Source organism: Actinomycetospora soli (assembly GCF_021026295.1).
Lineage (GTDB): Bacteria > Actinomycetota > Actinomycetes > Mycobacteriales > Pseudonocardiaceae > Actinomycetospora > Actinomycetospora soli.
The window spans coordinates 41,004-51,969 of sequence record NZ_JAJNDA010000029.1; the positions used below are offsets into that span (position 1 = coordinate 41,004).

At 70.9% G+C, this 10,966-nt stretch carries 10 protein-coding genes and 1 pseudogene; 4 read left to right on the plus strand and 7 right to left on the minus strand.

Features of this window, described 5'->3' with window-relative positions; genetic code table 11:
• Positions 1 to 262: 262 nt before the first annotated feature.
• Together LN037_RS28900 and LN037_RS28905 are read right to left on the minus strand one after the other, a co-directional pair.
• Positions 263 to 583, minus strand: coding sequence for a carboxymuconolactone decarboxylase family protein (locus LN037_RS28900; RefSeq protein WP_230759990.1), 321 nt, complete (start codon positions 581 to 583; stop codon positions 263 to 265).
• Entirely contained in the window at positions 580 to 1,002 is a 423-nt protein-coding gene (locus LN037_RS28905; RefSeq protein ID WP_230759992.1) for a TIGR03618 family F420-dependent PPOX class oxidoreductase, read from the minus strand. Before LN037_RS28905 ends, LN037_RS28900 begins: the two co-directional genes overlap by 4 nt.
• A 71-nt stretch (positions 1,003 to 1,073) precedes the next feature.
• Here LN037_RS28905 and LN037_RS28910 point away from each other — a divergent pair, with 71 nt between their 5' ends.
• Positions 1,074 to 2,057, plus strand: coding sequence for a GlxA family transcriptional regulator (locus LN037_RS28910; protein WP_230759994.1), 984 nt, complete (start codon positions 1,074 to 1,076; stop codon positions 2,055 to 2,057).
• 302 nt (positions 2,058 to 2,359) lie between these two features.
• Here the strand turns inward: LN037_RS28910 and LN037_RS28915 are convergent, their stop codons facing one another.
• From LN037_RS28915 to mhpA, 3 genes are all read right to left on the minus strand, one after another.
• Positions 2,360 to 3,199, minus strand: coding sequence for an intradiol ring-cleavage dioxygenase (locus tag LN037_RS28915; protein WP_230759996.1), 840 nt, complete (start codon positions 3,197 to 3,199; stop codon positions 2,360 to 2,362).
• Between the two features lie 36 nt (positions 3,200 to 3,235).
• On the minus strand, positions 3,236 to 4,225 hold the full coding sequence (gene tsdA, locus LN037_RS28920; RefSeq protein WP_230759998.1) for a gamma-resorcylate decarboxylase: 990 nt from the start codon (positions 4,223 to 4,225) through the stop codon (positions 3,236 to 3,238).
• Positions 4,226 to 4,300: 75 nt separating this feature from the next.
• Positions 4,301 to 5,827 (minus strand): bifunctional 3-(3-hydroxy-phenyl)propionate/3-hydroxycinnamic acid hydroxylase MhpA, encoded by a 1,527-nt coding sequence (gene mhpA / locus LN037_RS28925; protein ID WP_230760000.1) that lies wholly within the window; start codon positions 5,825 to 5,827, stop codon positions 4,301 to 4,303.
• A gap of 284 nt (positions 5,828 to 6,111) precedes the next feature.
• Here mhpA and LN037_RS28930 point away from each other — a divergent pair, with 284 nt between their 5' ends.
• Together LN037_RS28930 and LN037_RS28935 are read left to right on the plus strand one after the other, a co-directional pair.
• Positions 6,112 to 7,386 (plus strand): MFS transporter, encoded by a 1,275-nt coding sequence (locus LN037_RS28930; RefSeq protein ID WP_230760002.1) that lies wholly within the window; start codon positions 6,112 to 6,114, stop codon positions 7,384 to 7,386.
• A gap of 47 nt (positions 7,387 to 7,433) precedes the next feature.
• On the plus strand, positions 7,434 to 8,213 hold the full coding sequence (locus tag LN037_RS28935) for an IclR family transcriptional regulator (RefSeq protein WP_230760004.1): 780 nt from the start codon (positions 7,434 to 7,436) through the stop codon (positions 8,211 to 8,213).
• A 71-nt stretch (positions 8,214 to 8,284) separates the two neighbouring features.
• On the opposite strand, the gene LN037_RS28940 is transcribed toward LN037_RS28935, so the two are convergent.
• The gene (locus tag LN037_RS28940; RefSeq protein ID WP_230760005.1) at positions 8,285 to 9,352 is read right to left on the minus strand and encodes an aldo/keto reductase; all 1,068 of its coding nucleotides are present in this window, start codon (positions 9,350 to 9,352) and stop codon (positions 8,285 to 8,287) included.
• 85 nt (positions 9,353 to 9,437) lie between these two features.
• Between LN037_RS28940 and LN037_RS28945 the strand changes: the two genes are divergently transcribed.
• The gene (locus LN037_RS28945) at positions 9,438 to 10,268 is read left to right on the plus strand and encodes a helix-turn-helix transcriptional regulator (protein WP_230760007.1); all 831 of its coding nucleotides are present in this window, start codon (positions 9,438 to 9,440) and stop codon (positions 10,266 to 10,268) included.
• Positions 10,269 to 10,616: 348 nt separating this feature from the next.
• Here the strand turns inward: LN037_RS28945 and LN037_RS28950 are convergent.
• Positions 10,617 to 10,966, minus strand: a pseudogene (locus tag LN037_RS28950) (cobalt ABC transporter ATP-binding protein); the annotation flags it as partial.

The window sequence follows — 10,966 nt, forward strand, 5'->3', positions numbered from 1 at the left end:
CGCGAGTCGGGTGAGCTCTGGGGAACAGTCGAGCACGAGAGCGCGGACGTCGGCGCTCGGGATCGTTCCCTCTGCGTGCAGGACTGCCATGCGGACCACGGGGTTCGGCTCGGCGAACAGCGCTCGGGTGACGGGGAGCGGCGCATCGGGACGCTCGCGGCGCTGGTGCAGACCGTGGTGCACCAGCGCGACGTACGCGCCGAGATCAGGGGACCGGGGACGGTACCCGGCGGGCGGGACGGGCTCTCACGAGGATGCGTCGTCAGCTGTTGCGACCGTCGAGGAGGGCACGCAGCTGCTTGGCCGCAGTGACCGCGCACGGCCATCCGGTGTAGAAGGCGAGGTGGGTGATGGTCTCGATGAGTTCTTCAGCGGTGACGCCGTTGTCGAGAGCCGAGCCGAGATGCATATCGAGCTCGTCAGCGCGGTAGAGAGCGACCAGCGCGGCCACCGTCGCCAGGCTCCGGTCGCGCTTGCTCAGTTGTGGACGTTCCCAGACGTCGGCGTAGAGCACGTCGTCGGTGAGCTCCGCGAGTTTCGGGGTGATGTCGCCGATACTGTTCCTGCCCGGGGTTGCGGTCATGACTCGTCCATCCAGGGTCCGACGCCGCCGATGCGACGAATCGTTGTGCGAATGATGTAACCGGGAGGCGGCCCCGGTGGCAGTTGATACTCGAAATCCGGCGAGACGTACACCGTGCCGAGTCGGCTCACCAGTTCGGGCGCGCCGCCCTCGGTGACCTCGGCGGTGCCGTGCACGACGAGATTGGGATGCATCCCGTTCGGCAGCGGGGTCCCGCCGGCGAAGGACAGGGCGATGCGTGGGTCGCGCAGTAGATTTGTGATCTTCCGGTAGCGGCCGAAATGGCCGGTGATGATGGTGTCCCCGTCGAGTCCGGCCCAGACGACGCTCACCTGGGGTGACCCATCGGGATTCAGGGTGATCATGTGCGCGAGAGCTGTCCCGCTGAGGATCAGCTCTCGGGCCGAGGTGGGAAGCACGACGTCGAGCCTGGACCGGCCGGGAAGTCGGCACGAGCCGCCTGGGAGACACATCGTGGAAGGATCGGGCCATGGAGCGGCACCGGATCGCGATCCTCGTTCGCGACGGGGTCCTGGCGATGGAGCTCGGGATCGTGCATCGCGTGTTCGGCGAGGCGCGCGACGAGCAGGGGCGGGCGTTGTACGACGTGCTGACCTGCGCGCTCAGGGCGGGCTCGGTCCGCACGGACGGCGACTTCACCGTCGAGGTCGAGCACGGACCCGAGTTGCTCGCCGAGGCTTCGACGGTGATCGTCGCGGCGACGGACCACGATGCCGTCGACACTGCAGCCATCGAGGACAGCGGGCTGGCAGACGCGCTGCGCCGCATCCCCACGGGGACACGACTGGCATCCATCTGTACTGCCGCCTTCGTCCTGGCCGCGGCGGGTCTGCTCGACGGTCGACGCGCCACCACCCACTGGGCACAGGTGGAGGCGTTCCGCGAGCGCTACCCCGCCGTGTCGGTCCGGTCGGACGTGCTCTACACCGATGATGGTGAGGTCTTGACGTCGGCCGGAGTCGCCTCTGTCACGGACATGTGCCTGCACATGGTCCAGGCCGACCACGGCATCGCAGTCGGAACTGCCGTCGCTCGCCGCGTGGTGACACCCCCTCACCGTGGAGCCGATGAAGCGCAGCTCATCCAGCGACCGGTCGCCGAGCCCGGCATCGCCGGAACGGCCCGTGCGCGTCGTTGGGCGCTCGAGCACCTCGACACGGTGATCACGCTGCGCGATCTGGCGGAGCGCGAGGAGGTCAGCACCCGCACCTTGACGCGCCGTTTCCGCGAGGAGACCGGGACGTCCCCGACGCAGTGGCTGCTGGCGCGTCGACTCGATCGAGCCCGTGAACTGTTGGAGACGACCGATCTCGGCGTCGACGCCATCGCCGCCCGATGCGGATTCGGGAGTGCCGCCGCCATGCGCCTGCACATGCGCACCATCCTGCGCGTCTCCCCGTCGACCTACCGGCAGGCTTTCCAGCTCCTCCAGTCCGACGGGCCGCACCATTGATGTGACGGGGACCGCCATCCCCGACGTCGGCCGGTTTCCCGATGACCAGCAGGCAGCCTCGCTTCCGATGCGACCTCGTACGGGTTCACAGCTGTTGGCGCGCCCGGTCGGGGCATCGAGCGCCACCACGTGAAAGGCAGCGGACAGGTCGCTCAGCGGAGCTACGAAGGGTGGCCTGACCCAGGCTTCCTGTGGACGATCTCGTTCGTGACGTGTCCCTGCTGACTGAGTTCCAGCCTCTGCTCGGTCGGCCGGATGCCGGGGTGGTCGCGTCACGCGTCGAGGTCGGCTGGTGCGCCATGTCAGGCCGGCGCGAGCACGAAGTCGTAGGTCGACCGCCACTGCGCGTCGGCGTCCTCCCGCCGTTCGAAGGGGGCGATCAGGGACTCCTTCACCCCGAAGACGGCATCGGATTCGAGGTAGACGTCGCCGCCGACGAAGGTGTGCGTGACGAGCTCCCGGTGGCCCGGGGCGGTCACCAGGAAGTGCATGTGGGCGGGGCGGTAGGGGTGGCGTCCCAGCCGGCTCAACATCTGGCCCACGGGTCCGTCGTCGGGAATCGGGTACGAGGTCGGCTTGATCCCGCGGAACCGGTAGCGGCCGTCGTCGCCGGTGATGAAGCGGCCCCGGTTGTTCCACGTCGGCTGGAGGTCGGGCTGCTGGACGTCGTAGAAGCCGTCCGCGTTGTCCGACCAGACGTCGAGGCAGGCGCCCTCGAGGGGACGGCCCTGCAGGTCCAGGACCCGACCCTCGAACTGACAGCTCTCCCCCTTGCCGTCCAGACATATGTCGGCGCCCATGGGGAGAACGGGTGCCCCGTCGACGTGGAAGGGGCCGAAGACGGTGCTCTCGGTGGCCCCCGTGGGACGACGGTGGTCGATCGCGTCGACGAGCATCGAGAGGCCGAGTACGTCCGACAGGAGGATGAACTCCTGGCGCTCGACGGAGCAGATCTGGCCGGTCCTCGTGAGGAAGTCGATCGCCAGGTTCCATTCCGCGGTGGTGAGTCGGACGTCCTCGGTGAAGGCGTGGAGGTGCTTGACGAGTGATGTCATCACCTCGGCCAGACGCGGGTCGACGTCGGGTCCCATCCGGGAGTTCACGGTCTCGGCCGAGGCGGCTTCGGTGAAGTACCGGGTCATGAACCGACCTCCTCGTCGATGAAGGGACGCACGCTCCTACCGGTCCAGCTTGAACAGGCGACGCGCGTTGGTGCGCCCGATCTTGACCCGGTCGGCCTCGGAGATGGTCGCGGTGTCGAACCAGTCCGCGGCGTGGTCGATGTTTTCGAAGGGCCAGTCGGTCGAGAACAGGATCCGCTCCGAGCCGAGCTCGAGGACGGCGTCGATCAGGGTCTGGGTGCGGAAGTTCCCGGACGTCGTGATGTGGAAGTTCTCGGTGAAGTAGTCGACGAACCGTCGCTTCGCGGGGTGGGCAGGCGGAACCGTGACCCAGGCGTTGCGATTGTCGATCCGCCACAGCATGGCCGGGATGCCTTCGCCCATGTGGCCGAGGACGATCTGCAGCGACGGGTGCTCGTCGAACAGGCCCGAACCCATCAGACGCAGTGCGTGGACCGCGGTCTCCTGCGCGAAGCCCCAGGTCGGCCCGAGCAGCCACGGGTGGCCGTCGTAGATGCGGGCGTCCTGCGGCAGTGGGTTGCGCGGGTGCAGGTAGAAGGGCACGTCCAGGCGGGCGACCTCGGCCCAGAACGGGCGGTACTGCGGCAGGTCGTAGTAGAGGAGGTCCTGGCCGTCGCCCTGCTCGGCGTCCTGGGAGAAGCCGTTGACCAGGGCGCCGACGAAGCCCAGCTCGGTGACGCACCGATTCAGTTCCTGCGCCGCGGCCTCCGGGTCCTGCAGCGGCAGCGCCGCGAAGGCGCGGAAGCGGTCCGGTCGGCGCGCGCACTCCTCGGCCAGCGTGTCGTTGGCGCGTCGTGCGACCTCGACGGCCCGGGTCCGGTCGGTGATCGCCTGCACGGCGGGCGCGTTGAGCGAGAGGATCATCGTCTCGATGCCGTGTTCGTCCATCAGCTTCAGGCGCGTGTCCTGGATGTCGAGGAGGCGGGACTGCAGCTCCTCCCAGTACGGGCCGGGAACGAAGCCGGCGGAGTCCTGGATGGTGTCGGGGATGGCGAAGTGTTCCTCGAGGGCGATCTTGCCGTTCATGTCTTCCGGGCTCCCTGGGTCGATCGTCGAACACGTGGATGTCGAGATGGCACCTCGGACGAGGTGCGGGTGCGGTCAGTCGCGGCTGAGCGCGCTGAAGAGTTCCTTCAGCAGTGAGACGAGCTCCTCGGCGTCGCGAGCCAGTCCGAAGACGTAGCTGTCGGGACGCACCACGGCCGCGACGCAGCCGGTCTCGGCGAACCACCGGGCGTAGACGCCGCCGCTGTCCGAGATCTCGGCACCGCCGAACATGCTGGCGATGCCGAAGGCGATCTGTCGTCCGCCGATGGCGGCGAAGGCGTCGTGATCGTCCTGGGAGAGCCGGGCGAGAGCCTCCCGACCGGTCGCCACGATGAGCCACCCGGTTCCTGCGATCTCGTCGAACAGGGCGGTCCGCGTGGACGTCGAGACGAGGCCCTGGGGGAAGAGGTCCCCGTGGTTGGCGATGAGCCCGCCACGCAGCGGCGGGTAGCGGAGCTTGTCCGGCTTCCGGTTCGCCTTCCGCGCGGCGATCATCCGGGCGTCGCGTTCCCGGGCTTCTGCGGGGTCGCGCATCGTCTGGACGCGGCCCAGCTCGATGGCCTTCTCGGTGATGAACCGGACGTGCGGCTCGCGTTCGGGCTGATAGCGGTCGAGCAGCGACTCGGCGTGCCCGTCCAGGACCATGCCGAGCTTCCACGCCAGGTTCCGGGCGTCCCGGATCCCCGAGACCATGCCCTGGGCGAGGAAGGGCGGCATCTCGTGCGCGGCGTCGCCGGCCAGCATGATCCGTCCGCTCCGCCACGTCTCGACGATGCGGGAGCGGAACGTGTAGTTGGCGACCCGGATCAGGTCGGCGTCCTCCGGGGAGAGGAAGGCCGCGACCCGCGGCCACACGTTCTCGGGCTTCACCACCTCGTCGCGGCTCGTGCCGGCGTCGAGCCGGAAGGAGAAGCGGTGGTACCGCGGCCCGATGTTGACGATCGCGATGGGTTCCGCCGGGTCGCAGACCTGCCGGAACGTGGGCAGGCCGGGCACGTCGTGGCGCAGTTCGAAGTCGCAGACCAGCCAGTTCTCGAAGAAGCCGTAGTCGTCCACCCGGCTCTTCAGATGGCCACGGACGAACCCGTTGCCGCCGTCGCAGCCCACCACGTAGCGGGCGCGGACGACGTCCTCGGCGCCGTCCGTGCCGCGGGCGTGCAGCTCGACGCCCTCGTCGTCCTCGGTGATGGCGGTGACGGTGAGCCCGCGTCGGACCTCGACCCCCGGGGTGCTCTGCACCAGACCGTCGATGACGTCCTCGACGTGGGGCTGGAACATCATGTACTGCGACGGCCAGCCGCAGCGGCCGGGATTGTCGTACTCGATGTCCAGCAGGACGTCGTCCTGCGCGTTGACCCAGACGTACCCGGGCTGGACGTTGGTCCCGGGAAGCATCTTCTCGGCGATGCCCAACTTCTGGAACGTCCGCATCGTCTCGTCGTCGAAGGCGGCGGCGCGGGGCAGGTTGTAGCGGCCCTCGTAGCGTTCCAGCACGGCCACGCGGCGGCCCTGCTGCCCGAGGAGAGCGGCGAGCGTCATCCCCGTCGGCCCGTAGCCGACGATGGCGACATCGAGATCCATGGCTGCCTTTCTGGACTGCACCGTGAGAGGGGCCCGCCGGCGGGCGAGGGCGACGGGGCCTGTACATGCGACCGGCGCCGGGAGTTCCCAGCGGGCTGCTCGGGTTTCACCATCATGCATTGACTTGCTTCATGGTGAAACCTACTGTCCGCTCGTGTCAAACCTCACAGGGAGCGCAGGTCTGATCGGCAACGACCGCGGAGCCCGCAGCGACGGCGCCCTCGTCGGCGCCTCCGCCGTCCTCACCGACTGATCCCGCCCACCCCGCCTCGCAGGAGTCCGCCATGTCCCACGTGCCCCCCACCGGTGCGGAGCGCAGCCACCGCGCCGTCCTGCCCCTCGCCGCGGCGTTCGCCGCCCTCGAGGGCTACGACCTCGCCTGCTACGGCGTCACCGTCCCGTCACTGCTCGCCGACCGCTCGCTCGGTGCCGACAAGGCCGCGGCGGGCACCGTCGGCGCCCTCGTCGCCGTCGGGATGCTCGTGGGCGCGGCGGTCTGCGCCGCCACGATCCGCAGGTACGGGAGCCGGCGGCTCCTGATCGCCGGATCGACCCTGTTCTCGGTCGCCATGCTGGTGTGCGCTGCCGCGCCCACGTTCGCGCTGTTCGGAGCCGCCCGACTCGTCGTGGGTGTCGGGCTGGGCATCGTCCTGCCGACCGTCACCGCCTACGTCGCCGACCTCTCCGCGCCCGGCCGGCGCGCTCGCAACGTCGGGCTGATGATGTCCGGCTACGCCGCAGGCGCGCTGCTCGCGCCGCTGCTCGGGGCGGCGATCCTGGGTGGGGCGAGCTGGCACTGGATCTACGTGATCGGCGGTGTCCCGGCCATCGTCCTGGTCCCGCTGGCGATCCGGCTCCTGCCCGAGAGCCCCGTCCACACCGCCGACGGCGCCGCCGAGCGAGGCGCCCTCCTCGGGCTGCGGCCGCTGCTCGCGCCCGGCGTCCGCGCTGCCACCCTGCTGTTCTGGGTCGTCTCGTTCTGCGGTCTGTTGCTGGTCTTCGGGATCTCCACCTGGCTCCCGACCATCATGCAGGCCGCCGGGTACTCGCTCGGTTCGTCGCTGCTGCAGACCGCCGCGATGTGGGTCGGAGCCGGTCTCGGGATGGTCGCCGGCGGTCGCGTGGCGGACCGGATCGGGATTAAGCCCGTGGTCACCGTCGCCTTCCTCGCGGGGGCCGCGGCCCTCGTCGTGATGAGCCTGCGTCCGCCGCTGGTGCTGCTGTTCGCCCTCATGTTCGTCGCCGGCCTGGGCTTCATCGGGTCGCAGGTGCTCACCAACGCGTTCATCGTGAGCCACTACCCGGCCGAGCTGCGGGGGCGCGCGATCGGGTGGGCCCTCTCCGTCGGTCGGCTCGGCGCCATCACCGGCCCGCTCCTCGGCGCCGCGATCCTGTCCTCGGGGCTGGGTGTCGCCTGGAACTTCTACCTGTTCGCCGTGCCCGGTCTCCTCGGCGCCGCACTCGCCGCGGCCGTCCCGGCGATCGCCGTCCACCGCGACGCCCGGGGCGGGCACGCGGTTCCCGACGACGGGTCGCGGCGACCGGAGGCGATCGCCTGACCGCGGGCGCGACCGGGGGGCACGGGCGGCCGACTAGGCTCGTGCCCGTGGCCCCCGCAGCCGTCCCGGAACCGGATCAGGACGCCGCGCCCGCCCGCCAGGGCATCCAGTCCGTCGAGATCGCGATGACCGTTCTGACCGCTCTCGAGCAGGGGCGGGGCCCGATGAGCCTCACCGCGATCGCGGCGGCCGCGGGTGGCATGGGGGTCAGCAAGGCCTACCGGTACCTCGTCAGCCTCGGACGGGTCGGGCTCGTGGCGCAGTCCCCGAGTTCCGGGCTCTACGACATGGGACCGGCGATGCGGCGCCTCGGCGCCGAGTCGCTGCGGCGGGTCGACGAGGTCGGTCTCGCCTCGGAGTACGCGCCCGTGCTGCGCGACCGCCTGGGCCACGCGGTCAACCTGGCCGTCTGGGGCGACGCCGGGCCGGTGATCGTGCGCTGGGACTACGGGGCCTACGCGCTGCCCATCACCGTCCGCGTCGGCGCGACGATGCCCCTGCTCGCGTCGTCCGTCGGTCGGGTCTACCTCGCCCACCTCCCCGCCACGCTCACCGACCCGGTCCTGCGTTCCGAGGACGCCGACCTCGACGAGGCGGGACGCATCGGCGAGGAGGTCCGGGACCGTGGGTACGCCGTGACCTCCGGCGGCGTGATCCCCGGCGTCACCTCGATCGCCGCGCCCGTCTTCACCGCCGGCGAGTCGCTGCCGCTCGCGGTCGCCGTCGCACTCCCGGCCCGCGCCGCGACCGACGAGGAGATCGACCGGGTCGTCGGCGCGCTCCTCTCGGTCACGGCGACCATGTCGAGCGAGCTCGGCGCTCGGTAGGTCTCGGTCGGACTCCGTGGTCCGACCGCGACGGGATGGTCTCCTCGGCGAGACCGCAGGCACCTGCCCGCTCAGGGGCGGCGCTTGTCGATCCGCAGGTCGCCGGCGGTGACGGTGCGGCCGTGGTCCCCGGCGAGCAGGTCGTGGGGGTAACCGAGGTCGACGGCGCTGACGGCGTCGAGGCGGGCCAGGTGCTCGTCGGTGAGATCGACGTGCAGCGCTTCGAGGTTCCCGAGCAGCTGCTCGGCGGTGCGGGCGCCGATGACCGGGGCCGTTACCCCGGGGACCTGCAGGACCCAGGCGAGCGCGATCTGGGCGGGCCGGCGATCGGTCTCGGTGGCGATGTCCTGGACGACGTCGGCGATGCGCAGGGTCCGGTCGGTGACCATGCCGAGAGCGGCGTTGAACCTCTTGCGGCCGCCCTCGCCTGCCGCGGGTTCGTCTCGGGCCAGGTCGGCTCGCCCGTATCTGCCGGCGAGCACGCCACCACCGATCGGTGAGAACGGGGTGACGCCGAGGCCCATCTCCCGGGCCATGGGCAGGAGGTCGCGTTCGGCGGTCCGGTTGATGAGGCTGTACTCGGGCTGCAGAGCGACCAACGGCGCCCAGCCCCGCAGGTCGGCGATGGCCTGCATCCGGGAGATCTCCCAGGCGGGGACGTTGGACATGCCCACGTAGAGGACCTTTCCCGCCCGGACCAGGTCGTCGAGGCCGCGCAGGACCTCCTCGACCGGGGTCGTGAAGTCCCAGACGTGGAGGTGGAGCAGGTCGATGTAGTCGGTGTCGAGCCGGCGCAGGCTGGCCTCGACCGAGGCGAACAGGCTCTTGCGGTGCGGGCCGCCGGAGTTCGGGTCGTCGGCCTGACGCAGCGTCGTGTACTTGGTGGCGACGACGAGGCGGTCCCGCTGGTCGCGGATGAACTCGCCCAGCATCCGCTCGGAACTACCGTCGGTGTAGGTGGAGGCGGTGTCGAGGAAGTTGCCGCCGCGCTCGACGTAGCGGTCGAACAGTGTCCGGGCCTGGTCCTTCTCGGCCCCCCAGCCCCACTCGGTGCCGAACGTCGCCGTACCCAGCGCGAGCGGTGAGACCCGGAGTCCGGAGCGGCCCAGCAACCGGTAGGTGTCCAGTGTCTGTGACATGCCTGCACGGTGGCCCGGTCGGCGGCGGTGGACCAGGGAGGGTTCTTCCCAGGAATGTCGGTCGTCGCCGCCGGGTTCTCCGGTCGTGATCACCGGGAGCCTCGACGCGGCGCAGGAGCTGGCGGTCTTCCTCCGGGCGCGACGGGAGAACCTCAGCCCGCAGGACGCCGGCCTGCCGCCCCGCCGACGGAACCGGCGGACGCCCGGCCTGCGTCGCGAGGAGGTCGCCGAGCTGGCGGGGATCAGCACCGACTACGTGGTGCGGTTGGAGCAGGCCCGCGGGCTGCGTCCGTCGCTGGAGGTGATTGAGGCCCTCTCCCGGGCACTGCACCTGGCTCCCGACGAGCGCGCGTATCTCGTGGGCCTGTCCGGGCGGCGTCCCCGTGAATCCGACGGCCCGACCACGACCGCGGCGCCGGCGCTCGCGCAGCTGGTCGAGGACCTGTCCCCGCGGCCGGCGATGTTGCTCAACTACCGCTACGACATCCTGGCCTGGAACGCTGCGATGGCCGGGCTCATGCTGGACTTCGACACGCTGCCGCCGTCGCGGCGGAATGCGGTCTGGCTGTGCCTGATGCATCCCCGTCTTCGCGAGTCCTACCTCGACCGGGAGGCCGTGGTCCGGGACGGGGTCGCGCATCTGCGCGTCGCGTGGGCCATGCACCCCGACGATCCCGCGTTGAACGCCCTGATCGCAGAGTGTCTGCGCCGCGAGGACGTCGCCCGGTGGTGGTCCGAGCCGGACGTCGCCCTGTCCGGCCGGGGACACAAGGTCGTCCGGCACCCTGACCTCGGCCTCATCGCCACCGACTTCGAGGTGCTCGCGCCGCTCGCCGACCCGGACCAGGTCGTCGTCGTCCACCGCGCGGCCGACGACGGGAGCCGCATGGCGCTGGATCGGCTGGGCGCCGGTTGATCTGCTCCTGGCCCGCGACGGTCCGCCGGCCAGGTCGGCCACGGGGATCTCCTTCGTCGTGGTGGGGGGACGGGCCTCAGACACCGGTGTAGGCGCCGGCGCGGATGTCGTCGATGAGAGTTGGGTCCGGTAGGCCGCCAGTCCAGGAGCTCGCGGGTCCGGGCGCTGGATCCGGTCATGGAGGTGGCGAAGAAGCCGCCGACGAAGCCGAAGTGCTCGTCGGCCCCGCTCGCGGGGTCGGACACGACCGGGAGGTCGAGGGCGGCGCCGATCGCCACCGCGATGTCCCTGGTCGGGCCTCCCCCCCCGCGCGGCCGGGGCGACACACCGAGAGGTGCGACGTGAGGTTCAGGCCTCGAGTGCGTCGGACGGTCGTCGGGGCGCGAGGTGTTCGAGCCCGTGGCGGCGCAACAGGGCCCGGACAGCGGGAGCCCAGGCGGGGCCGAGTCGGGCCGAGGCGAGCAGGTCGAGGTCGACGAGCACGTCATCGGGGGAGCCGGAGCGGACGGTGCCCTCCGTGACGACCGCGATCTCGTCGGCCCAGCGGTGTGCGAGGTCGACGTCGTGCGTCGAGAGCACGATGGTGGTGCCCGCGGCGTGCAGGTCCCCGAGCGTGGTCAGCGTGTCCTCGACGGCGGCGGGATCCAGACCGGCGGTGGGTTCGTCGAGCACGAGCAGCCGCGGTCGCATGGCCACGG

Excerpts from the sequence above, each read along its gene's own strand:
- LN037_RS28900 (WP_230759990.1), bottom strand. The coding sequence starts at position 583 with ATGACCGCAACCCCGGGCAGGAACAGTATCGGCGACATCACCCCGAAA.
- LN037_RS28910 (WP_230759994.1), top strand. The coding sequence starts at position 1,074 with ATGGAGCGGCACCGGATCGCGATCCTCGTTCGCGACGGGGTCCTGGCG.
- LN037_RS28915 (WP_230759996.1), bottom strand. The coding sequence starts at position 3,199 with ATGACCCGGTACTTCACCGAAGCCGCCTCGGCCGAGACCGTGAACTCC.
- tsdA (WP_230759998.1), bottom strand. The coding sequence starts at position 4,225 with ATGAACGGCAAGATCGCCCTCGAGGAACACTTCGCCATCCCCGACACC.
- mhpA (WP_230760000.1), bottom strand. The coding sequence starts at position 5,827 with ATGGATCTCGATGTCGCCATCGTCGGCTACGGGCCGACGGGGATGACG.
- LN037_RS28930 (WP_230760002.1), top strand. The coding sequence starts at position 6,112 with ATGTCCCACGTGCCCCCCACCGGTGCGGAGCGCAGCCACCGCGCCGTC.
- LN037_RS28940 (WP_230760005.1), bottom strand. The coding sequence starts at position 9,352 with ATGTCACAGACACTGGACACCTACCGGTTGCTGGGCCGCTCCGGACTC.